This is a genomic window from Avibacterium sp. 20-132 (assembly GCF_023611925.1).
Classification (GTDB): Bacteria; Pseudomonadota; Gammaproteobacteria; order Enterobacterales; family Pasteurellaceae; genus Avibacterium.
On sequence record NZ_CP091456.1, the window covers coordinates 147,408 to 170,208 of the forward strand.

Consider the following 22,801-nt stretch of genomic DNA (forward strand, 5'->3'; position numbering starts at 1 on the left):
AATTAATGGATTTCACTCTTGCTATTTTGGGGGAATACATAGCCCCCAACAAAAAATTTTACCGCGCTTACTCTTCTTGCAACGCGTTTAATAATTCTTTTGGTGGTAAATAGCCCCCAATCAGCTCGCCTGTCGGCGTAACAATGCTAGGCGTACCGCGCACACCAAATTGTACACCAAGCTCATAGTGTTTTTTTACTCTATCCACATTCTTCAAGGTTTTCGGCAAATTGCCTTTTTCTGCTTCATTTAAGGCATACACAGGATCTTTCGCCTGCCAAATGGCTTCCATTTGTTTTGCCGTGTTATTATTCAATCCACCACGAGGAAACGCGAGGTAACGCACGGTAATGCCTAAATCATTATATTGCTGAATTTGCTGATGCAATAAATGACAATAATGGCAAGTGATATCCATAAATACAGTTACCGCATATTTTTCATTTTTTGCTGGATAAACAATCATTTCATCTTTATAACTGTTTAATTTATCAAGTAAAAATTTTCCTGTTAAATCTACTGGACCTTTATCAGTGAGTTGGTATAGTTGCCCTTGTAGCACATATTTGCCATCTTCAGAGGTATAAAAAATGCCTTCATTACTGATGACTGTTTTAATTCCTGAAAGCGGAGAAGATTTGATCTCCATTTGCGAAATCCCCAATTTTTTTAATTGGCTTTCAATTTGAGCATCGTTAGCCAGCGCATAAGCAGACAAAGTCGCTAACGAAAGTGCGGTAATTATTTTCTTCATTTTTTGTTTCCTGATATTCATTCCTTGCGAACGGCAGATTTTATCACAAGCCCCATTAACAAGCTAATAGGAAAAGGCTTTCAACATAATTGACCTACCAAATTGGGCTAAAATAGCATATAATTCGGCTCTTATATGCAAAATTAGATAGAACTGAATTTATGTTTGAAATTAACCCAATCAAAAATAAAATTGCCGATCTTGCTGAACGTACGGCAACCCTTAGGGGGTATCTTTGACGTTGATAGCAAAATCGAACGTTTAGAAGAAGTCAATGCGGAGCTAGAACAGCCCGATGTATGGAATGAGCCAGAAAAAGCCCAAGCGCTAGGCAAAGAACGTGCGAGCTTAGAGGCGGTGGTTGATACCATTAAACATTTAACACAAGGCTTGGAAGATGTAGAGGGCTTGTTAGAACTTGCCATTGAAGCTGAAGATGAAGACACCTTCAACGAAGCCGTTGCAGAATTAGATGAATTAGAACAAAAATTAGCCGCACTTGAGTTTCGCCGTATGTTTAGCGGTGCAAATGATGCGGCAGATTGCTATGTGGATCTGCAAGCAGGCTCAGGCGGTACAGAAGCGCAAGACTGGACAGAAATGCTATTGCGAATGTACTTGCGTTGGGCGGAAAGCAAAGGCTTTAAAACGGAATTAATGGAAGTTTCAGACGGCGATGTCGCAGGTATAAAATCGGCCACTATTCGCATTTCTGGCGAATACGCATTTGGTTGGCTACGCACCGAAACAGGGATCCACCGCTTAGTGCGTAAAAGCCCTTTTGACTCCAACAATCGCCGTCACACCTCTTTCAGCGCCGCTTTTGTGTACCCTGAAATTAATGACGATATTGATATTGAAATCAATCCTGCGGATTTACGCATTGATGTGTACCGAGCCTCAGGTGCGGGCGGACAGCACGTTAATAAAACCGAAAGTGCGGTGCGAATTACCCATATTCCAAGTGGGATTGTGGTGCAATGTCAAAATGATCGTTCACAACATAAGAATAAAGATCAAGCAATGAAACAGCTTAAAGCCAAATTGTACGAACTTGAATTGCAAAAACAAAATGCCGAAAAACAGGCTATGGAGGATAATAAATCCGACATTGGTTGGGGCAGCCAAATTCGTTCTTATGTGCTTGATGATGCACGAATTAAAGATTTACGTACAGGGGTTGAAAACCGCAACACGCAAGCCGTGTTAGATGGTGATTTAGATAAATTTATTGAGGCAAGCTTAAAAGCTGGTTTGTAATCGTTAGATAAAAAATCAAGATCTTTTCTGACATCACCAATGCTCAGGTTTTTCTTATAAAAAAGAAAGAAACATCTGATTATTCACAAACCATAGATTGACTAAACGATTTTAACCTTGCCTCATAAAGGGTTGTGTAGATAACAATAAAATTTAAAGGTAAAACAAAATGACAGAACAAACTCAAGAATTAGATTTAAATGGTGAAATGCGAGTTCGCCGTGAAAAATTGGCCGCATTGCGTAAAAAAGGCAATGCGTTTCCCAATACCTTCCGCCGTGATACGCTCGCACAGGATTTGCATCAACAATATGATGAAGTAGAAGGCGAAGCACTAAAAGCTCAAAATGTGGAAGTGAAAGTGGCAGGGCGCATTATGACACGCCGCATTATGGGTAAAGCGACCTTTGTTACCTTGCAAGATATGAGCGGACGCATTCAACTTTATATCGCTCGTGATAATTTGCCAGAAGGCGTCTATGCTGATGATGTCGGTAACTGGGATTTAGGCGATATTGTTGGGGTTAAAGGCACATTATTTAAAACCAAAACCAATGAACTGACCGTTCGCGCCTCAGAAGTACAACTTTTAACCAAAGCACTACGCCCATTACCCGATAAATTCCACGGTTTAGCCGATCAAGAAATGCGTTATCGCCAACGCTACTTAGATCTCATTTCTAATGAAGAATCACGCCGCACTTTTATTATTCGCTCAAAAGTGATTGCTGGAATGCGTGAGTATTTCATCAGTAAAGGCTTTATTGAAGTAGAAACGCCTATGCTACAAGTGATCCCCGGTGGTGCAGCTGCCCGTCCATTTGTTACCCATCACAATGCATTAGATATTGATATGTATCTACGTATTGCCCCAGAGCTTTATTTAAAACGCCTTGTTGTAGGTGGGTTTGAACGTGTATTTGAATTAAATCGTAACTTCCGTAATGAAGGGGTTTCTGTACGTCATAATCCAGAATTTACGATGATCGAATATTATCAAGCCTATGCGGATTACCACGATTTAATGGATAACACCGAAGAATTATTACGCAAACTCGCCCTAGACATTCTCGGCACCACAATTGTTCCTTATGGCGACTATGAATTTGATTTCGGTAAGCCATTCGAGCGTATCACTATGCACGAAGCAATTTTAAAATACGGTGCGGATAAAGGCATTGAGAAAGAAGATCTTTATGATTTCGATCGCGCTAAGGTATTGGCAACCAAACTTGGCATTGAAGTACAAAAATCTTGGGGCTTAGGTTCTATCGTAAACGCAATTTTTGAAGAAGTGGCAGAACATCACTTAATTCAACCGACTTTCTTAATGGCTCATCCAGCGGAAATTTCACCATTAGCACGCCGTAATGATGAAAACCCAGAGGTTACCGATCGTTTTGAATTATTTATTGGTGGACGTGAAATTGGTAACGGTTTCTCAGAATTAAATGATGCCGAAGATCAAGCTGAACGCTTTGATGCACAGGTTGCCGCAAAAGAAGCTGGTGATGACGAAGCGATGTTTAAAGATGACGATTTTGTTACCGCACTTGAACACGGCTTGCCACCAACGGCTGGAGAGGGTCTTGGCATTGACCGTTTAGCAATGCTCTTCGCCAATGCACCATCAATCCGTGATGTAATTCTCTTCCCCGCAATGAAACATAAAGGGTAAAGATAAATTAATAAAGGAAAGATAGCTTAAGGCTGTCTTTTCTTTTTCATAGTGAATAATAAATAATGAACAATTTAACATTAGAACAATTAATCAATCAAAAACTAGATTCTACTAGTATCACCGACTATGCACCGAATGGTTTACAAATACAAGGTAAAGATGAAGTTAAAAAGATCATCACTGGCGTAACAGCAAGCCAAGCGTTAATTGATTATGCGATTAAACAAAATGCCGATGCCATTTTGGTTCATCACGGCTATTTTTGGAAAAGCGAAAATCCTTGTATTCGAGGAATGAAAGGTAAGCGAATCAAGGCATTATTGCAAAATGATATTAATCTTTATGCCTATCATTTACCCCTTGATGTTCACCCTGAACTTGGCAATAACGCGCAACTTGCCGCCTTGCTTGGTATTGAGGATCTCCAACCATTGGAACAAGGAAGATTCAGTATTCCCGTTTACGGGACGTTAAAAACACCAATCAGTGGTGAAGAATTGGCACAACGCATTGAACAGCAATTACAACGCAAACCACTTTTTTGTTTGGAAAATGCACCGCACTTCATTCACACGGTGGGCATTTGTACGGGGGGCGGTCAAGGCTATATTGATCTTGCTGCTCAACAAGGCATTGATGCGTTTATTACGGGTGAAGTTTCGGAGCAAACAATCCATTCAGCGCGAGAACAAGGGATTAATTTCTTCGCAGCTGGGCATCATTGCACTGAGCGTTATGGTGTCAAAGCCTTAGGAGAATGGCTGGCGAAAAACTACGATGTTGATGTGGCGTTCAAAGATATTTACAATCCAGCGTAGTTAATATCAAGGGAACTGTATTCAGTAAGGCAACATTAACGCTAAATCAACGCCAGTAAAAAAGCAAAGTGCGGTGTAAATTTTGCTAAAATTCAGGTCAGCTTTGTATAAGCGCAACTTTTCCCTTATACTAAGCACAATTTTTCACAATACCTAATTCATTAGGTTCATAAAAAGGAATAAAAAATGGGTTTCTTAACAGGTAAACGTATTTTAATTACAGGTTTGGCGAGCAATCGTTCTATCGCTTATGGTATTGCTTCAGCAATGAAACGTGAAGGTGCAGAGCTTGCATTCACTTATTTGAATGACAAATTAAAACCTCGCGTGGAAGAATTTGCCAAAGAATTTGGTTCAGACATTATTCTTCCTCTTGATGTTGCCAGCGATGAAAATATCACCAACTGTTTTACTGAATTAAGTAAACACTGGGAAAAATTTGATGGTTTTGTCCACGCAATCGCATTTGCTCCAGGCGATCAATTAGATGGTGATTATGTTAATGCGGCGACACGTGAAGGCTTTCGCATTGCACACGATATCAGCGCATACAGTTTTGTCGCAATGGCACAAGCAGCACGCCCTATGCTTAACCCAAATTCAGGCTTAGTTACCCTCACCTACTTAGGCGCTGAACGCGCTATTCCAAACTACAATGTGATGTGCTTAGCAAAAGCCTCTCTTGAAGCAAGTACCCGCGTTATGGCAGCCGATCTAGGTAAAGACGGCATCCGTGTCAATGCGATTTCCGCCGGCCCAATTCGCACATTAGCGGCATCCGGCATTAAAAACTTCAAGAAAATGTTGGCAACCTTTGAAAACACTGCGCCATTACGTCGTACAGTAACCATCGAAGATGTAGGTAATTCCGCCGCTTTCTTATGCTCTGATTTAGCTTCTGGAGTAACTGGCGAAGTATTGCACGTTGATGCAGGCTTTAGCATTACTGCAATGAGCGAATTAGGTGCAGAATAAATTTAACCTCGAACAAAATAAGGCAGACCTATAACGTCTGCCTTTTGTCGTTTATTAAGAAGAAATGATATGTTTCAAAATAATCCCCTATTATCTCAATTAAAACAACAAATTCGTGATAGCAAACCTGTCGTTGAAGGTATGGTACGCGGTTCAGACAAAGCATTTGGCTTTTTAGAAACGGACAAAAAAAGCTACTTCATTCCTCCTGCGGCAATGAAAAAAGTGATGCACGGCGATAAAATCAAAGCACGCATTGAAACGGTCGGCGATAAAGAACAAGCCGAACCAGAAGAACTGATCGAGCCAATGCTCACTCGTTTTATCGCTAAAGTGCGGTTCAATAAAGACAAAAAATTGCAAGTCTTGGTGGATCATCCACAAATCAATCAACCTATTGGTGCCAATAAAGTTAAAACGGTTACCGAAGACTTACAAGAAGGCGATTGGGTGGTGGCTGAATTGAAAACCCACCCATTACGCGATGACCGTTTTTTATTTGCTCAAATCACCCAATTTATTTGCTCACAACGTGATGAATTTGCCCCTTGGTGGGTAACCTTAGCGCGCCATCAACAGTCTCGCTACCCTGTTCAGGGACAAGATCATTATGAAATGCTTGATAAACAACTACGTGAGGATTTGACCGCACTTCATTTTGTTACGATTGATAGCGAAAGCACCCAAGATATGGATGATGCGCTTTATATTGAACAGCTTGATGAAAACGGGCAACAAGTCGGCTGGAAATTAGTGGTTGCCATTGCCGATCCTACTGCTTATATTGATGAAAATTCAATCATTGAACAAGAAGCCAAGCAACGCTGTTTCACCAATTACCTTCCGGGTTTTAACATTCCAATGTTGCCGAGAGAGCTTTCAGATGAACTCTGTTCACTGATGGAAAATGAAGTGCGTCCTGCATTAGTTTGTCATATTGAAATTGATTTACAAGGCAATCTCCGTAGCAAACCTCTTTTCCAATCCGCTCAGATCCAGTCAAAAGCGAAATTAGCCTATAATAATGTGTCGGATTACTTAGAACAGCAAGACAATGCTTGGCAACCAAATGACGAAGCCACCAAAAATCAAATCGATCTGCTTCATCAATTTACCTTAGCACGAATCCAATGGCGTAAAACCAATGCTTTGCTATTTAAAGAAAAGCCTGATTACAGCTTTAAATTGGCTGAAAATGGAAAAGTTGAGGCAATCGTTGCCGAATATCGCCGTATTGCCAATCAAATTGTCGAAGAAGCAATGATCCTCGCTAATATCTGTGCGGCGCATTATCTTAATGAAACAGCACAATGTGGTATTTTTAATACCCATTCAGGCTTTGATAGCAAAAACCTAACTTCCGCACAACAGTTTCTCCTTTCTCAGTTAGCAAATGAAGAGAGTGAAGCCGAACTAAAAACACGTTATTCCACTGAAAACCTCGCAACACTTGAGGGCTATTGTCGTATGCGACACGATATTGAACCGATTGAGGGAGATTATCTAGAGCTACGCTTACGCCGCTACCTCACCTTTGCGGAATTTAAAGCAGAATTAGCACCGCACTTTGGTTTAGGGCTAGAAGGTTATGCGACTTGGACATCTCCAATTCGTAAATACTGTGATATGGTGAATCATCGCCTCATCAAAGCAAGCTTAACAACGCAGCAATATCAAAAACCGAGCGACGCAGTACTACAACGCTTACAAGAGGCACGCCGGCAAAATCGTTTGATCGAGCGTGATATTGCGGATTGGCTATACTGCCGTTATTTAGCCGACAAAGTAGAAAGCAAACCGCAATTTGACGCTGAAATTCAAGATGTAATGCGTAGCGGATTGCGTGTGTTATTGTTAGAAAATGGCGCGTCAATGTTTATCCCCGCTTCCACCATTCACAATAATAAGGAAGAAATACAAGTCAACCCTGACGAAATCGCCCTTTATATCAAAGGTGAAAAAGCTTATAAAATCGGCGACAAAATACAAGTGATACTCACCGAAGTGAAAGAAGAAACTCGGAGTATTATTGGGCAGGTCGTGAATTAAGCTTTTGCCGAAAACAAATAGGCCACCTAAATTTAGACAATACACTAATTTAAGGGTGGCCCATTATTTATCGTACGGATTTAAATCAAACTATTAATATTAGAATAAGAAACGCGCACCCAATGCTACACGATGGTTTGCTTTTCCTTTTGTGTTCAACACTTTACCATCTTGTGTAACTTTACCTTTACCACCCTCAAGATACACAACAAGGTTTTTATTAAAGCGATGATCTACACCTAACATCCAACCGCGCATTTTTAACGCTTTCGCTGCTGGGTCTGCTTTTTTACCTGTTGCAAAATAGTATTCTCCATAAACAGCATTTTGTGGCGTTGCCATTACTTTTAAGCCCACTAAGAAACGGTTATTTTTATGCAACGTTGCTTTATAACCTGCGACTTTTTGGAAACCAATATTACCACTTTCAACACCTGTTTTAGACACTTTACCAAATGCCCAGTCAAAGCCTAGTGTAACAAGTTTGTTATAGGTAAGATCAAAACCAACACCACCACGTTTAAGTTTGAATTCTTTGGCTTTGGTATTGTCCTCAGATTGAGTTACCGCAGAATAACCCGAACCAAAACGAACATCAAAATCACCAAAGCTATTATCATAGAATACACCTACACCATAGCCTTGACCTTCATCCCAGCCAGTTGTACCGCTTGAAGTTTGGTTCGCTTTATTCGCTTGTCCAAAGTAATAATCTGCGGCAAAACGGAAACCAGCAAATTTGTTAGACATAAATGTTGCAGCTTTTTTATGCCCATCGAAGAAAATATTACCGCCACCATCATAAGTATAATTTGCTTTAGGGATGTTATCACCTAAGTTTAATTGACGACCAAAGGTTAAAGTACCCACATCATTTTGTTTCACACCAACAAATAAACGATGTGTTCTTAAATTATTTCCAATGGCATCCGCTGCCCCACTACCGCTAGAAAAACGAAGCTCTGCGCCACCAAATACTTGAAAACCCGCCCCGACATCTTGATATGCTCTTACACGCACACGTGAACCAATATCACGTAAATCATTGCGTCGCTCTGAATCATTACGCAATTCAAAGTGCATACGACCATCTAAATCAATTTTTGTTCCTTCTTTTTCATAGATTACAGTGGCATTTGCGGTGGCTGAAACCATTGCTGTTACAGCTAATGCGATAAGTGTCTTTTTCATAATGAACTTCCTTTGTTTAAGGTCTTTTATACCCGACAGAATAAAACCCCAATTTCTATCAATCCGATATTAATTAACCAAAAATAATTTCGGTTGGAAATAATATAGGTAGGTTATTTTTTTCTGTCAAAAACAGGGAACTTTTAAACAAATGAAAAATATGAAATAAAAACATATAGTTAAAACAAATAAGAAAAATATACCAAATGAAAAAATGTGATCTCCGCCTCACTTTTATTAACCGAAATCCGTTTTCTTCTCTGCATATAGAAACCTAACATATTGATAAACAACCAATTAAAACTACTCCAATTATCTTTATAAAACAACATTTCATAAAAAATAAAATAAACAGGTATTTTATTTAATAATGTGCAACAGATCACAATTTATCATCTAATTCAGAAACACAATGCACTATGTTTTGCGACATTCTTCGCCACTCCCCCAAGTACTGAGTTGCTTTCTTTTTACTTTGAAAAACGTCAATAAAAATGACCGCACTTTGATCTTCAAACCAAAGTGTGGTCATTTTTTATGATTTTTCTTAATTAAGCATTTTCTATACTAAATGCAACCACTTCACTGATATTTTTTGCACCAAGTGCAATCATAATTAAACGATCTACACCTAGGGCTACGCCAGCACAATTTGGCACACCAGCTTGAAGTGCAGCGAGAAAACGCTCATCAAGTTGGCGGATTGGTAAACCTAATTGTTCACGTTGGCGGTTATCTTGTTCAAAGCGATGGCGTTGTTCGTTTGCATCAGTAAGTTCATTAAAGCCGTTAGCCAATTCAATGCCTTTATAGTAGAACTCAAAACGCTCTGCCACACGGTGATCTTCTGAGCTAATTTGTGCTAATGCTGCTTGTGTTGCGGGGAAATGATAAATGGCAACGGGGCGTTCTTGTCCAATATTTGGTTCAACCACAGCGCTGAATAAAAATTGTAGTAAGGTATCTCTCTCTTCATTTTCTGCTTGTTCCAGATGATATTCTTTCGCTTTGGCAATTAATTCTTCACGAGAGGCAGAAAGCGGATCTAGCCCGACATATTCTTGAAAGGCAAATTGATATGTCATACTTTCTGCGGGAGCGCAATCTAAAATTTGCTGTAATAAATCATCCACTTCATTGATAAGACGGTACATATCAAAATGCGGACGATACCATTCCAACATCGTGAACTCTGGGTTATGTTTTGTGCCAGCTTCTTCATTGCGGAACACTTTACAAAGCTGAAAAATCGCCCCACTTCCCGCAGCCAGTAGGCGTTTCATTGGGTATTCTGGGCTAGTTGAGAGCCATAAGGTTTTTGATTGATGTTTAAACGGTGAGGTGAATTCTGTGCTAAAGGTGGCAAGATGCACATCCGTTACGCCGAATTCACTTAAAATTGGTGTTTCGACTTCTAGCAATCCTCTGTCAGTAAAAAAGCGACGAATTTCAGCCATAATTTTGGCGCGAGCTAATAAATTTTGAATACTGGCTGTTGGTCGCCATTGTTCATTTTCAGTCATAAAGTGCCTCAGTCAATTCCTTTGTAAGAAAAGTGCGGTTATTTTACCTGAAATTTTTCAACAAGATGAGTTATTTTTACGCAATGTATTCATTCTAAAAGAGAAAAATTCTCATTAAGCTAGAGGATTCTCTCTAACTTTTTTGAGTTAGATCACACTTTGAAGCTTTGCTCGCATTTTTTGATAAAAAAGTCTGATTTATTTTATAAAAGCGTGGCAAAATAAACTTACCCTAATAAATTTCATCTACTTTATATTGGAGGAAATCGTGCAAACTGTTAATGTCGATATTGCAATTGTTGGCGCTGGTGGCGGTGGTTTACGAGCAGCAATTGCAGCAGCACAGGCAAATCCAAACCTTAAAATTGCCTTAGTTTCAAAAGTTTACCCTATGCGTAGCCATACTGTCGCTGCCGAAGGCGGCGCGGCTGCCGTGATCAAGGAAGAAGATTCTTATGAAAAACATTTCCACGATACCGTAGCAGGGGGCGATTGGTTATGTGAACAAGATGTGGTGGAATACTTTGTAGAACATTCCCCTGTTGAGATGACGCAGTTAGAACGCTGGGGCTGTCCTTGGAGTCGTAAACAAGATGGTGATGTGAATGTGCGCCGTTTCGGTGGAATGAAAATTGAACGTACTTGGTTTGCTGCCGACAAAACAGGCTTCCACTTGTTACATACCCTCTTCCAAACTTCAATGCAATTCCCACAAATTCAACGCTTTGACGAACATTTTGTGTTAGATATTCTGGTTGATGATGGTCACGCGCGTGGTATGGTGGCAATGAATATGATGGAAGGCACATTGGTACAAATCAATGCAAATGCTGTGATTATCGCCACTGGTGGTGGTTGCCGTGCGTTCCGCTTTAATACAAATGGCGGTATTGTAACGGGTGATGGATTATCAATGGCATATCGTCACGGTGTGCCATTGCGTGATATGGAGTTTGTGCAATATCACCCAACAGGTTTACCAAATACGGGAATTCTGATGACTGAGGGATGCCGTGGTGAAGGGGGCATTTTAGTCAATAAAGATGGCTATCGCTATTTGCAAGATTATGGTTTAGGCCCTGAAACGCCAATTGGTAAACCTGAAAATAAATATATGGAATTAGGTCCGCGTGATAAAGTGTCGCAAGCATTCTGGCAAGAATGGCGTAAAGGCAATACCTTAAAAACGGAAAAAGGGGTAGATGTGGTTCACCTTGATTTACGCCATTTAGGTGAAAAATATTTGCACGAACGTTTACCATTTATTTGTGAACTCGCTAATGCTTATGAAGGCGTTGATCCTGCTAAAGCACCTATTCCCGTGCGTCCTGTTGTGCATTATACAATGGGTGGGATTGAAGTGGATTTCAACAGTGAAACTCGCATTAAAGGGTTATTTGCTGTGGGTGAATGTGCTTCTTCAGGTTTGCATGGGGCGAACCGTTTAGGTTCAAATTCATTAGCGGAACTTGTTGTGCTAGGACGTGTTGCAGGGGAATATGCCGCTCAACGCGCAAGTGAAGCAAGCCCTGCAAACCAAAATGCAGTCAATGCACAAGCACAAGATGTGGTACAACGTTTAGAAGATCTTTATAACCAAGAAGGTACAGAATCTTGGTCACAAATTCGTGATGAGATGGGCGATTCAATGGAAGAAGGTTGCGGTATTTATCGTACTCAAGAAAGTATGCAACAAACAGTTGATAAAATTGCCGAGCTAAAAGAACGTTATAAACGGATTCGTATTGCCGATCGCTCAAGTGTCTTCAACACCAATGTGCTTTATACTGTTGAACTTGGCTATATTTTAGATGTTGCACAATCTATCGCTAATTCGGCGATTGAACGTAAAGAATCTCGTGGTGCTCACCAACGTTTAGACTATACAGAACGTGATGATGTGAATTATTTAAAACACACCTTAGCTTTCTATAATGCAGAAGGTGCGCCTCGCATTGAATATAGCCCAGTAAAAATCACAAAATCTCAACCTGCAAAACGTGTTTATGGTGCGGAAGCAGAAGCTCAAGAAGCAGCTGCAAAAGCTAAGGAGCAAGCAAATGGCTAATCAAGCGATTATGAATGTTGAAGTTCTGCGTTATAACCCAGAGCAAGATAAAGAACCTTATTTAAGAACCTATCAAGTGCCTTATGATAGCCAAACTTCATTGCTTGATGCGCTTGGCTATATTAAAGACAAACTTGAGCCTGAACTGTCTTATCGTTGGTCTTGCCGTATGGCAATTTGTGGTTCTTGCGGAATGATGGTCAATAATAAACCTAAACTTGCCTGTAAAACATTTTTGCGTGATTACAGTGGACATATGCGTATTGAACCGTTGGCTAATTTCCCAATTGAACGGGATCTTGTTGTTGATCTAAGCCACTTTATTGAAAGTCTAGAAAGTATTAAACCTTATATTATTGGTAATGAAGCGCCACCACTAGATGGTAATCCGCATCCATCTGCTGAATTGGCAAAAAGTCGAACCAAACAAACACCCGCACAATTAGAGAAATATCGCCAGTTCTCAATGTGTATTAATTGCGGGCTATGTTATGCAGCTTGCCCACAATTTGGCTTAAATCCTGAATTTGTAGGTCCAGCTGCGATTACACTTGCTCATCGTTATAACCTTGATAACCGTGATCACGGCAAAGCAGAACGGATGAAAATTCTGAATGGGGATAATGGGGTATGGAGCTGCACATTCGTGGGTTACTGCTCAGAAGTTTGTCCAAAACACGTTAATCCAGCCTCCGCTGTTAACCAAGGCAAAATCGAAAGTGCAAAAGATTATGTTTTGGCAATGTTAAAACCACAAAACTAAGGAGGAGTAAAATGACAGCAACCGCAAGCAAACGCAAAAAATATGTGCGTGAAATCACGCCAACTTGGTGGAAAAAGTTAGATTTTTACAAATTTTATGTATTACGCGAAAGCACTGCAGTTCCTACTCTTTGGTTTTGTTTAGAACTATTCTATGGGTTAATCTCTTTAGGAAATGGAACTTTTGCAACCAACTTTATTCATTTTTTACAAAATCCCGTCGTTGTGATATTGAACATCATCACGCTTGGTGCCGTGTTATTAAATAGCTTTACATTTTTTAATATGGCTCCTCAGATGGTAAATATCATTGTAAAAAATGAGCGTATCAATGCGACATTACTTTCTCGCATTTTCTGGGCGATCACTGCATTGGTGAGTATTATTGTCTTAATCTTAGTATAGGAATGAGCATATGAACAAACAAAATCCAAAACGTTCTAATGAACCTGCTGTATGGCTATTATTTGGTGCAGGTGGCGCAATCAGTGCGGTATTCTTTCCCGTTCTTGTACTGATTTTCGGCTTTTTACTCCCTTTTGGGTTAGTTTCGCCAGAAAATATTATTGCATTTGCTGGAACTTGGATCGGAAAATTAATTATTCTTGCCTTATTAATTTTCCCAGCGTGGTGTGGTATTCATCGTGTCCATCTAGGTTTACACGATTTTAAAGTACATATTCCTGCAGCTGGATTTATTTTTTATGGACTTGCCGGATTATTTTCATTACTGACGCTTTTCGCTGTATGGCATATTTAAATTCATTGTGATAGAGAAACAAAAGACCTTTTCGATTGAAAAGGTCTTTTATTATTGCTTGATTTTTTGCTATGTAAGTTTGAAATAAAGCAAGGCAAGTCCATACAGTACTACGCCAATATTTAATGGCTTTATTTTGTCAATGTGACTAACCAACAATTGTGAATGTGTTTATTGCGTTCAAAATCCAGTGGTAAAGTTTTGGCAGAAATTTCTACCGCACTTAATCCGAGTGCAGCCATACCGTCAAAATCCATCTTGAATTTTTGCTTATTGTTAGAAAATACAATTGTGCCATTGGAACGTAAAATCCGTTTTAAATGAGTGAATAATTGAAGATGATCGCGTTGCACGTCCCAGCTGTTTTCCATTCGTTTAGAATTGGAAAAAGTGGGTGGATCAACAAAGATCAGATCAAATTGACGATCGCATTTTTCTAACCATTGTAAACAATCACTTTGAATTAATTTATGCTGTTTACCTTCAATATCATTAAGCATTAAATTTTGTTCTGCCCAGTTCAGATAAGTGTTAGACATATCTACGGTAGTGGTCGATTTCGCCCCCCCTAAGGCAGCGTGAACCGTCGCGGAGCCTGTGTAAGCAAACAAATTTAGAAAGTCTTTGCACTTTGCCATTTCACCCACCATTTTGCGTGTTAAGCGGTGATCTAAAAACAGTCCCGTATCTAAATAATCCGTTAAATTGACCCACAATTTTGCGCCGTATTCTTCAACATAGAAGTAATCCCCTTTGTTCGCCAATTTCTCATATTGATTTGTCCCTTTTTGTTTTTGGCGAACTTTTAACACGAGTTTATTGGTTTCCACGCCTGTTACAGCAAGGGTGGCGGTTACGGCATCAAGCAAACGCTGACGCGCTTTATTCTCATCAATATTTTTCGGTGCTGCGTATTCTTGCACCACAATATGCTCGACATAACGATCCACGGCAATATTATATTCTGGCAGATCCGCATCATATAAGCGATAAGCGTTAATGCCTTGCTGTTTTGCCCATTTTTCGATTTTCTTGATATTTTTTTGTAAGCGATTGGCGAAGTCTTGTGCAACGCCTTGATGTTGAGGGAAAAATTCTTGCAGATTTTGTACCGCACTTTCTTGTTGGGCAGTTTCAGCAATTTGATAATTTTTCTGTACGCAATCTAGTGGGCCATTTTTTGCTTTAAACTGACGGTGAGAACGTAAGCGTAGGCAATCAAGTAATGCAGGTTCACCACTAAAAACGGAGGCATTCCAACCGCCAAATTGCTGTTTTAAACGTTGCCCAAACACGGAGTAAAGCGCAATTAATGCTGGTGTTGTCCCTAAACGCTCACCATAAGGTGGGTTGCAAATAAGCGTGCCTTTTTCTTCCGTTGGATTTTTTAGTGCGGCAATATCCCCTTGTTTCCATTGAATTAAATGAGCAACACCTGCATTTTGGGCATTTCGTTGTGCTTTTTGTAATACACGGTGATCTAAATCAAAACCATAGAAATGGGGCTGAGCTTGTTGTGAACCTTGTTGGGCAAGGGCAATGGCTTCCTCTTTCACTTTTTCCCAAGCTTGCGGATTATGCCCTTTCCAGAAATCAAAACCCCAATGTAAGCGGTGTAACTGCGGTGCAATTTTGGCTTCCATTTGGGCGGCTTCAATGAGCAATGTGCCTGAACCACACATTGGATCAATCAAAGGTGTGCCTTGTTGCCAACCTGAACGTAATACAATGGCTGCGGCTAAGGTTTCACGTAATGGTGCTGCCCCTGTATCTTCACGATAGCCACGCAAATGTAAGGCATTGCCACTGAGATCAAGAGAAAGAATAAAATCGTCACGATTTAAATAGGCGTGAATGCGAATATCAGGGTTGTCTTTATCCACACTTGGGCGCGCTCTGCCTTGTCGTTCAAAATAATCGACAATGCCATCTTTCACGCGCATTGCACCAAATTGCGTATGACGAATTTCACGGTTAGTGCCATTAAAATCCACAACAAATTGGCAACGCTCATCAAAAATATCTAACCAATTTTGCCCAATTACCGTAGAGTAAAGATCTAAATCGCTATAAATTTTACTTTGTACCAAAGGCAGTAAAATACGTGAGCTGAGCCTTGACCATAAGAGCGTGCGGTAAAGGGTTTCCTCGTCAGATAAATAATGCACGCCTCCCTGTGCGATTTGACATTCTTGTGCGCCAAGTTCGAGGAGTTCGGTTTTTAATAATTCTTCAAAGCCACGCGCGGTGGTGGCAAATAATTTTTTCATCATAAATTCATTGATACTTTCAAAGCGTAATGGGCAGATTATAGCAAAGCCAGTAAGTGCGGTCGATTTTAATTCTGTTTTTTATCTAAAAGAAAGAGCGAACAAGGCGTTCGCTCTGAGTAGGAAGGTAATTTATTTTAAACAGCGATAATAACTATCAGCGGTATATTGTAAGAAATTCGCATAAGAATCTTTACCTAATGATACCGCATCACCCATTGGATCTAAACGCCCCACATTAACGCCCGTCGATTTATGTAATGTTTCAATCACTTTTGGCGTAAATTGTGGCTCTGCAAATAAGCAACCGACTTTATGTTCTTCAATTTCTTCTTTGATATGAGCCAATTTTTTCGCACCCGGAGCAACTAATGGATTAATCGTAAATGCCCCCACCTGATTTAAGCCGTAAGCCTTATTAAAATAGGTGTAAGCATCATGGAAAACATAAAATCCTTTTTTCTGTACGGGGGCAAGTTGTTGTTTAATTTTTTCATTTTTCGCCGTTAAAGTGCGGTCGAATTGTGCAAGATTTTGCTCAATAAGTGCTTTTTTATCAGGATATTGTTGAATTAATTTTGCCGCAAAATCTTTTGCCACAACTTGGCTAATTTGTGGCGAATACCAAATATGCCAGTTTGTTTCTAAATGGGCATTTTCATCGTTATCATGATGATGTTCATGTTCATGTTCATGTTCATGTTCATGTTCATGCACATCGTTATGTTTGTGATGATCACTGTCGGCGGTATGTTCGTGATCGTGTTCATGCTCATGTTCGTGTTCTTCGCCATCATGATGGTGGTGATGGTGATGATGTTCACCTTTTTCTAGCATATCTGCTGTAATGTCAGGTAATGTTGCGATAGTAACCACTTTCTCTGGATCAATATATTTTTTCAAGGAAGAGGCTAGAAAGGCATCCGCATCTTCGCCAACCCATAAAACAAGATTAGCCGCTTTTAATTTCTGCACATCTGATGGCTTCAAATTATAGTCGTGGGGAGAGGCCCCAGCAGGAACTAATACTTGCGTATCTGTTACCCCATCGGCAATGGAAGAGGCAATAAATCCTAATGGTTTAATGGAAGTAACCACACTTGCAGAAGCTAGTGTAGAGAAAGAAAGCAATGCTGCTGCAATGGCAGTCTGTTTAAAAAACGGGTTTAACTTTGTCATATATACTCCTATTATCAAGAATGATTATCATAATTTGATGACTTAGCTTAGATCGTTTTATTAAAAATAGCTATCTTTTTTTTTATTAAAAAATAAGATAGCTATTTTATAGATGCCAATAATTTTTCAATCACACGGGATACCGCAAAAAAGCCAAAGGTGGCAGTAATCATTGTTGCCGCACCAAAGCCATTGGCGCAGTTCATTGTGGCAGAAACCGCACAATTTCCATCTTGTTGTGGGAAAATCAATGGTTGCGTGGAAAACACGCAATCTACGCCAAATTTCCGTTTAGGATTTTGACTAAAATGAAAATTTTTACGTAAAATTGACCGCACTTTTGCTGCGAGAGGATCTTGAATTGTTCGACTTAAATCGGCAATTTGAATCTGACTTGGATCGGTCTGTCCGCCCGCACCACCAACAGTGATAATTTTAATTTTCTGCCGTTTACAATAAGCAATAAGTGCTGCCTTGGTTTTGACACTATCAATGGCATCAATCACATAATCGTAATCCGCGGTGATATAATCCGCTAAATTCTCGCTAGAAAGAAAGTCATCAATAATATGTACTTGGCAATCTGGGTTAATTAAAGCAACACGTTCCGCCATCACTTCTGTTTTTAGCTTGCCGATATTGCCTGAAATAGCGTGAATTTGGCGATTAATATTGGTAACACAAATATCGTCCATATCAATCATTGTGATCTCGCCAATGCCCGAGCGAGCAAGTGCCTCAACAGCCCAAGAACCGACCCCGCCAATGCCGATCACGCAAATATGTGCTTGGCGTAAACGTTGTAAGGCAGCTGGGCGATAAAGTCGCCCAATGCCACCGAAACGCTGTTCATAATTATCTATGCGTTCACTCATTATTGTAATAACCACACACGTCCGTAATGTTTGGATAAGCCTGCGATATGCCCTGCGTCATCACCGATACCACGATATAAATCGAAATGTTGCCCTTTTACCGCTCCTCCGACATCTAACGCAATCATCAAATGCAGTTTATGCTCTCCCGTCCATCTACCTTGTTTATCTATTTGTGGGACTTCGACTAAAACAATGGAACCAGAAGGAATAACAGAACGATCAGAGGCAATCGACGCCATTGGCACAAGTGGCACGCCCGCCGAGCCTTTTACTTTGCCAGTTGGATCATTTTTAAAATACACATAAGAAGGATTACGTTCTAGCAAGGCTTGTAAGCGAGAAGGATTGGCTTTCGCCCAGTCCTTAATAGCTTGAATAGACATTTTTTCTTTAGCGATTTCACCGTCTTCCACCAACAAACGGCCAACTGCCACATAATCTAAGCCATTTTGCCCAGCATAAGCGAAATAATTTAACTCACCGTGGCCAAAATCCACATAACCACTACCTTGAACACCAAGTAGGAAGTTGTCGATCATCGAATCGCTATAAGCTAATTCTAAGCCTTTCCCCTTTAGTGCGCCTGCATAAATTTGCGCACGGCTTACACGTTTTTGTGAAGGGCTTGGCATTGCATAAATTGGTTGAGTATATTTGCCTTGCGGTGTGCGACGCGCGTGGATTACTGGGGAATAATATCCTGTCATTAAGACATTTTGATAACCATCTTGCCCCTTCATGATCATTGGGTGAATACCAAAATTTGCTAATTCATTCACATTAGCGCCAGATAACACCCAATTCGTTACTTTACCGTAACTCACCGCAAATTTATTGGTTAAGCGAGAAGAATATTGACGTACATTAGAAAGTTGAGTTAAAAAATCCCCTTGATTTATTACCGCACTTTGATTTTCTACTGCGGAAACAGGCATTAAGAATTGTTGCTGATAAGTGCGTCCATCATATTTCGCCCCAAAGATTTTCGGATCTGCCAAGTGATTACTTGAATTTGCCATTTTGTTGGAATGATTAGAACTTGAACAAGCCGAAAGCACCGCAATCGCTAAAAGTGCGGTGCATTTTTTGAAAATTTTTGCTGACATTCGCAATGGATTCCTTAATAAAATAATTCGCAATGAAACGGCGTAAAATAACAAAAAATCACTTAAAGTGATAGCGATTTTTATATTCTTTCTTCTTTTGATAAAAAACGTGCGGCAGAAATTTTGTACATTTTGCGTTGAAAGACAGCAAATTGCCGATTTTTATATCAGTTAACACATTTTTTTAGGATTAAGGCTTGCATTACAAATAAAATCGCGTATAGTACGCTCCCACAGACGCGGGGTGGAGCAGCTTGGTAGCTCGTCGGGCTCATAACCCGAAGGTCGTTGGTTCAAATCCAGCCCCCGCAACCAAATGCTTAACCGTCGATTTTATCGGCGGTTTTTTTATTTCGCTTTTCCTTAATTTTTTTCAACCAGATGATTTAGAAATAATTTTCATAAAAAAACACCGCACTTTTTGTTGCGGTGTTTCTGTTAAAAAGCATTACGCAATGATACTGACGTTTTCGGCTTTTTTTCCTCTTTTATCATCAACAATATCAAACGCGACGGCTTGACCTTCTTTTAAGGTGCGAAATCCATTTGATTGAATCGCTGAGAAATGCACGAACACTTCTTCGCCACCTTCTGATTGTAAAAAACCAAACCCTTTTGCTTCATTGAACCATTTTACGGTTCCGTTATTTCTAGACATTTTAAATCCTAAGTTAAATCTAATCTTAGATAACGTAATAATATTATGATGATAAAATAAAAAACTTTAAATATAGCCACAGATTATTAATTGTTATCTCTACTGCTTAAAAAAGCAGTTGCCATACTAACAGCATCGCGATGAAATAGCACCTTTTATTTGCAATAAATCCAATTTATTTTTTAATTGGCTAATTTATTGAGTAATTTTTGATGAATGCCTCCAAAGCTACCATTTGACATTACTAAAATATGATCGCTTGGTTTTGCCTCTGCCACAATCATATCAACCAATTTGTTTAAATTACCAGTCCAGCTAGCTGGTTGGACGCATTGGTTTGCGATTTCTACCACATCCCAGGGAATGTTATCTGGCTGCAATAAAAAAATATGATCGGCACGAACCAGTGCTGGAGCGAGTTCATCTTTATGTACGCCCATTTTCATTGTATTAGAGCGCGGTTCTAATACTGCCAAAATTCGCACCCCACCGCCAACTTTATCGCGAAGTGCGGTTAGCGTAGCAAGAATTTCTGCGGGGTGATGGGCGAAATCGTCATAAACACTAATGCCATTAACTTCCCCTTTGAGTTCTAAGCGGCGTTTTGCATTAATGAAACTCGCTAAAGCGTTACAAGCATTTTCAATGGATACGCCTGCGTGATAAGCAGCAGCAATCGCCATTAATGCATTATGCATATTATGCTGACCAACAATATTCCATTTCACTTCTGCGACTTTTTCACCAAAATGATACACCGAAAATTCGGTGCAATCATTGGTAATACGTTCCGCATACCATTCTTGGTTTTCTCCTAAAAATTGTTGTTCAGACCAACAGCCCATTTCCAGTGTTTCTTTTACGCTTTGTTCGTTGGCGAAAGAGAGAATACGACCGCTTGCCGGAATGGTGCGAATCATATGATGAAATTGGCGCTGGATCGCTTTTAGATCATCAAAAATATCAGCGTGGTCAAAGCCGATATTATTAATAATTAATGTTTTTGGTGCGTAATGAATAAATTTAGAACGTTTATCAAAAAATGCCGTATCATATTCATCGGCTTCAATCACAAAATAAGGGCTTTGTCCTAGACGCGCTGAAGTGCCAAAATTGCCCGCAATACCACCGATTAAAAAGCCCGGGTTTAACCCGTTTTTCTCTAAAATCCAAGTGAGCATACCGGTTGTTGTGGTTTTGCCGTGCGTACCTGAAACAGCAAGCACCCAGCGATCACGTAATAAATTATCATGTAACCATTGTGGGCCTGAGGTATAAGGCAAACCATTCTCAAGCACATATTCTACGCAAGGATTGCCCCGTTTCATTGCATTTCCAATTAAAACTAAATCTGGCGCTGGCTCAAGCTGAGCGGGATCGTAATTGGGAATAATGTCAATCTGATTTTCCTGCAAAAAGGTACTCATTGGTGGATACACATTAACATCTGACCCCGTTACTTTATATCCCATTTGTTTGGCAATAATTGCCACACCGCCCATAAAAGTACCGCAAATTCCAAGAATATGAATATGTTTTTGTGTCATTTTTTTATCTCTTATATACAAAAAACGAAAATAAAATGTGCCTGAGATCACAAACTCAATAAGAGATTATTTCTCTTGCTCAAAGGGTAGTTATAATAAATCAACTTTTTTAGACTGTACAACTTATTCATTAAAAAATAGGAATAAATTATGAAAACGTTAGGGCAATTTATTGTTGAGAAGCAAGCGGAATATCCTAATGCGAAAGGAGAGCTTTCAGGTATTCTTTCTTCAATTCGTTTGGTTGCGAAGGTTATTCATCGCGACATTAATAAAGCAGGATTAACCAATAATATTATTGGTAATTCAGGGGTTGAAAATGTGCAAGGTGAAGTGCAAATGAAATTAGATTTATTTGCCCATAACACAATGAAACAAGCTCTCATTGCACGAGAAGAAGTGGCAGGCTTTGCTTCTGAGGAAGAAGAAAATTTTGTTGCTTTTGATACGGAACGAGGGCGTAATGCCAAATATGTTATTTTAACCGATCCTTTAGATGGCTCATCGAATATTGATGTGAATGTTGCCGTTGGGACGATTTTTTCTATCTATAAGCGCGTCTCTCCCATTGGCTCACCGGTTACCTTAGCAGATTTTTTACAGCCTGGACATCGCCAAGTGGCGGCAGGCTATATTGTTTATGGTTCATCAACAATGCTAGTTTATACCACTGGTAATGGCGTTAATGGCTTTACTTACGATCCTTCATTAGGGGTATTTTGCCTTTCACATGAGAATATTCAAATGCCACCAACAGGAAAAATTTATTCAATCAATGAAGGGCAATACCTTAAATTTCCATTAGGTGTGAAAAAGTATATTAAATACTGCCAAGAAGAAGATAAAGCCACTCAACGTCCTTATACTTCACGCTATATTGGTTCTTTAGTTTCTGATTTCCACCGTAATTTATTAAAAGGCGGTATTTATATTTATCCAAGTGCCACAAATTATCCAAATGGTAAACTTCGTTTACTTTATGAAGGCAATCCAATGGCATTTTTAGCGGAACAAGCAGGCGGTTTGGCAACGAATGGAGAAAGTCGGATTTTAGATATTCAGCCAACTGAATTACACCAACGTTCACCACTTTTTATTGGCTCAAAAGAGATGGTAGAAAAAGCACAAGATTTTATGAGTGAATTTAATTAGCTCTTTCATATCTAATAAGGGCAAGACTTATCTAGAAAGTGATTGCCCTTTTATAAGCGAAAAACAGCAAAAAATAATACCGCACTTAAGATTTTTATCTTTTATATTTATAAATAAATGATCTTTTTTCTATAACTTCCGCTAAAATATGTTGGCTAATGAATCAACAA

19 protein-coding genes and 1 tRNA gene are annotated in these 22,801 nt (G+C 39.6%); 11 read left to right on the forward strand and 9 right to left on the reverse strand.

Features of this window, described 5'->3' with window-relative positions; genetic code table 11:
* Positions 1 to 67: 67 nt before the first annotated feature.
* Entirely contained in the window at positions 68 to 754 is a 687-nt protein-coding gene (gene dsbC, locus L4F93_RS00605; protein ID WP_250350631.1) for a bifunctional protein-disulfide isomerase/oxidoreductase DsbC, read from the reverse strand.
* Between the two features lie 161 nt (positions 755 to 915).
* Here dsbC and prfB point away from each other — a divergent pair.
* From prfB to rnb, 5 genes are all read left to right on the forward strand, one after another.
* Positions 916 to 2,014 (forward strand): peptide chain release factor 2 gene (gene prfB, locus L4F93_RS00610; RefSeq protein ID WP_250350632.1). Its coding sequence is split into 2 segments (ribosomal slippage): positions 916 to 990 and positions 992 to 2,014, totalling 1,098 coding nucleotides; the frame shifts between segments, so codons are not numbered across the junction.
* Between the two features lie 169 nt (positions 2,015 to 2,183).
* Entirely contained in the window at positions 2,184 to 3,692 is a 1,509-nt protein-coding gene (gene lysS / locus L4F93_RS00615; RefSeq protein WP_250350633.1) for a lysine--tRNA ligase, read from the forward strand.
* Between the two features lie 65 nt (positions 3,693 to 3,757).
* Positions 3,758 to 4,513 (forward strand): Nif3-like dinuclear metal center hexameric protein, encoded by a 756-nt coding sequence (locus tag L4F93_RS00620; RefSeq protein WP_250350634.1) that lies wholly within the window; start codon positions 3,758 to 3,760, stop codon positions 4,511 to 4,513.
* 186 nt (positions 4,514 to 4,699) lie between these two features.
* Entirely contained in the window at positions 4,700 to 5,488 is a 789-nt protein-coding gene (locus tag L4F93_RS00625) for an SDR family oxidoreductase (RefSeq protein ID WP_250350635.1), read from the forward strand.
* A gap of 69 nt (positions 5,489 to 5,557) precedes the next feature.
* A complete protein-coding gene (gene rnb / locus L4F93_RS00630; protein WP_250350636.1) occupies positions 5,558 to 7,537 on the forward strand; it encodes an exoribonuclease II in 1,980 nt (659 codons plus the stop codon).
* A gap of 99 nt (positions 7,538 to 7,636) precedes the next feature.
* Here rnb and L4F93_RS00635 read toward each other — a convergent pair whose 3' ends face one another.
* Together L4F93_RS00635 and epmA are read right to left on the reverse strand one after the other, a co-directional pair.
* Positions 7,637 to 8,728, reverse strand: a complete 1,092-nt coding sequence (locus L4F93_RS00635; RefSeq protein WP_250350637.1) for a porin — start codon at positions 8,726 to 8,728, stop codon at positions 7,637 to 7,639.
* Between the two features lie 551 nt (positions 8,729 to 9,279).
* Entirely contained in the window at positions 9,280 to 10,251 is a 972-nt protein-coding gene (gene epmA / locus L4F93_RS00640) for an elongation factor P--(R)-beta-lysine ligase (RefSeq protein ID WP_250350638.1), read from the reverse strand.
* Between the two features lie 268 nt (positions 10,252 to 10,519).
* Here epmA and frdA point away from each other — a divergent pair, with 268 nt between their 5' ends.
* Genes frdA through frdD form a run of 4 tightly spaced genes read left to right on the forward strand, consistent with a single transcriptional unit; the run spans position 10,520 to position 13,841 of the window.
* Entirely contained in the window at positions 10,520 to 12,319 is a 1,800-nt protein-coding gene (frdA, locus tag L4F93_RS00645; RefSeq protein WP_250350639.1) for a fumarate reductase (quinol) flavoprotein subunit, read from the forward strand.
* Positions 12,312 to 13,082, forward strand: a complete 771-nt coding sequence (locus L4F93_RS00650; protein ID WP_250350640.1) for a succinate dehydrogenase/fumarate reductase iron-sulfur subunit — start codon at positions 12,312 to 12,314, stop codon at positions 13,080 to 13,082. Before frdA ends, L4F93_RS00650 begins: the two co-directional genes overlap by 8 nt.
* A gap of 11 nt (positions 13,083 to 13,093) precedes the next feature.
* Positions 13,094 to 13,486: a fumarate reductase subunit FrdC gene (frdC, locus tag L4F93_RS00655; protein WP_250350641.1), complete on the forward strand. Its 393-nt coding sequence runs from the start codon at positions 13,094 to 13,096 to the stop codon at positions 13,484 to 13,486.
* A 10-nt stretch (positions 13,487 to 13,496) separates the two neighbouring features.
* Entirely contained in the window at positions 13,497 to 13,841 is a 345-nt protein-coding gene (gene frdD, locus L4F93_RS00660) for a fumarate reductase subunit FrdD (protein WP_250350642.1), read from the forward strand.
* Positions 13,842 to 13,972: 131 nt separating this feature from the next.
* Here frdD and rlmKL read toward each other — a convergent pair whose 3' ends face one another.
* The 4 genes from rlmKL to mltA form a co-directional block, all read right to left on the reverse strand.
* Entirely contained in the window at positions 13,973 to 16,111 is a 2,139-nt protein-coding gene (gene rlmKL / locus L4F93_RS00665; RefSeq protein WP_250351714.1) for a bifunctional 23S rRNA (guanine(2069)-N(7))-methyltransferase RlmK/23S rRNA (guanine(2445)-N(2))-methyltransferase RlmL, read from the reverse strand.
* Positions 16,112 to 16,243: 132 nt separating this feature from the next.
* Positions 16,244 to 17,290 (reverse strand): zinc ABC transporter substrate-binding protein ZnuA, encoded by a 1,047-nt coding sequence (gene znuA / locus L4F93_RS00670; RefSeq protein ID WP_250350643.1) that lies wholly within the window; start codon positions 17,288 to 17,290, stop codon positions 16,244 to 16,246.
* 101 nt (positions 17,291 to 17,391) lie between these two features.
* The gene (gene tcdA / locus L4F93_RS00675; RefSeq protein ID WP_250350644.1) at positions 17,392 to 18,165 is read right to left on the reverse strand and encodes a tRNA cyclic N6-threonylcarbamoyladenosine(37) synthase TcdA; all 774 of its coding nucleotides are present in this window, start codon (positions 18,163 to 18,165) and stop codon (positions 17,392 to 17,394) included.
* A complete protein-coding gene (mltA, locus tag L4F93_RS00680; RefSeq protein ID WP_250350645.1) occupies positions 18,165 to 19,274 on the reverse strand; it encodes a murein transglycosylase A in 1,110 nt (369 codons plus the stop codon). The genes tcdA and mltA overlap by 1 nt, the downstream gene beginning before the upstream one ends.
* 238 nt (positions 19,275 to 19,512) lie before the next feature.
* On the opposite strand from mltA, the gene L4F93_RS00685 reads away from it, so the two are divergent.
* Positions 19,513 to 19,589 (forward strand) — tRNA-Met (locus L4F93_RS00685).
* Positions 19,590 to 19,722: 133 nt separating this feature from the next.
* Here the strand turns inward: L4F93_RS00685 and L4F93_RS00690 are convergent.
* The gene (locus L4F93_RS00690; RefSeq protein WP_250350646.1) at positions 19,723 to 19,932 is read right to left on the reverse strand and encodes a cold-shock protein; all 210 of its coding nucleotides are present in this window, start codon (positions 19,930 to 19,932) and stop codon (positions 19,723 to 19,725) included.
* A 182-nt stretch (positions 19,933 to 20,114) separates the two neighbouring features.
* Positions 20,115 to 21,479 (reverse strand): UDP-N-acetylmuramate:L-alanyl-gamma-D-glutamyl-meso-diaminopimelate ligase, encoded by a 1,365-nt coding sequence (mpl, locus tag L4F93_RS00695; protein WP_250350647.1) that lies wholly within the window; start codon positions 21,477 to 21,479, stop codon positions 20,115 to 20,117.
* Positions 21,480 to 21,629: 150 nt separating this feature from the next.
* On the opposite strand from mpl, the gene fbp reads away from it, so the two are divergent.
* Complete coding sequence (gene fbp / locus L4F93_RS00700; RefSeq protein ID WP_250350648.1) at positions 21,630 to 22,631, forward strand: class 1 fructose-bisphosphatase; 1,002 nt, start codon at positions 21,630 to 21,632, stop codon at positions 22,629 to 22,631.
* The last annotated feature ends 170 nt before the right edge of the window (positions 22,632 to 22,801 follow it).

Excerpts from the sequence above, each read along its gene's own strand:
- dsbC (WP_250350631.1), bottom strand. The coding sequence starts at position 754 with ATGAAGAAAATAATTACCGCACTTTCGTTAGCGACTTTGTCTGCTTAT.
- lysS (WP_250350633.1), top strand. The coding sequence starts at position 2,184 with ATGACAGAACAAACTCAAGAATTAGATTTAAATGGTGAAATGCGAGTT.
- L4F93_RS00620 (WP_250350634.1), top strand. The coding sequence starts at position 3,758 with ATGAACAATTTAACATTAGAACAATTAATCAATCAAAAACTAGATTCT.
- L4F93_RS00625 (WP_250350635.1), top strand. The coding sequence starts at position 4,700 with ATGGGTTTCTTAACAGGTAAACGTATTTTAATTACAGGTTTGGCGAGC.
- rnb (WP_250350636.1), top strand. The coding sequence starts at position 5,558 with ATGTTTCAAAATAATCCCCTATTATCTCAATTAAAACAACAAATTCGT.
- L4F93_RS00635 (WP_250350637.1), bottom strand. The coding sequence starts at position 8,728 with ATGAAAAAGACACTTATCGCATTAGCTGTAACAGCAATGGTTTCAGCC.
- epmA (WP_250350638.1), bottom strand. The coding sequence starts at position 10,251 with ATGACTGAAAATGAACAATGGCGACCAACAGCCAGTATTCAAAATTTA.
- L4F93_RS00650 (WP_250350640.1), top strand. The coding sequence starts at position 12,312 with ATGGCTAATCAAGCGATTATGAATGTTGAAGTTCTGCGTTATAACCCA.
- frdC (WP_250350641.1), top strand. The coding sequence starts at position 13,094 with ATGACAGCAACCGCAAGCAAACGCAAAAAATATGTGCGTGAAATCACG.
- frdD (WP_250350642.1), top strand. The coding sequence starts at position 13,497 with ATGAACAAACAAAATCCAAAACGTTCTAATGAACCTGCTGTATGGCTA.
- rlmKL (WP_250351714.1), bottom strand. The coding sequence starts at position 16,111 with ATGAAAAAATTATTTGCCACCACCGCGCGTGGCTTTGAAGAATTATTA.
- znuA (WP_250350643.1), bottom strand. The coding sequence starts at position 17,290 with ATGACAAAGTTAAACCCGTTTTTTAAACAGACTGCCATTGCAGCAGCA.
- tcdA (WP_250350644.1), bottom strand. The coding sequence starts at position 18,165 with ATGAGTGAACGCATAGATAATTATGAACAGCGTTTCGGTGGCATTGGG.
- mltA (WP_250350645.1), bottom strand. The coding sequence starts at position 19,274 with ATGTCAGCAAAAATTTTCAAAAAATGCACCGCACTTTTAGCGATTGCG.
- L4F93_RS00690 (WP_250350646.1), bottom strand. The coding sequence starts at position 19,932 with ATGTCTAGAAATAACGGAACCGTAAAATGGTTCAATGAAGCAAAAGGG.
- mpl (WP_250350647.1), bottom strand. The coding sequence starts at position 21,479 with ATGACACAAAAACATATTCATATTCTTGGAATTTGCGGTACTTTTATG.
- fbp (WP_250350648.1), top strand. The coding sequence starts at position 21,630 with ATGAAAACGTTAGGGCAATTTATTGTTGAGAAGCAAGCGGAATATCCT.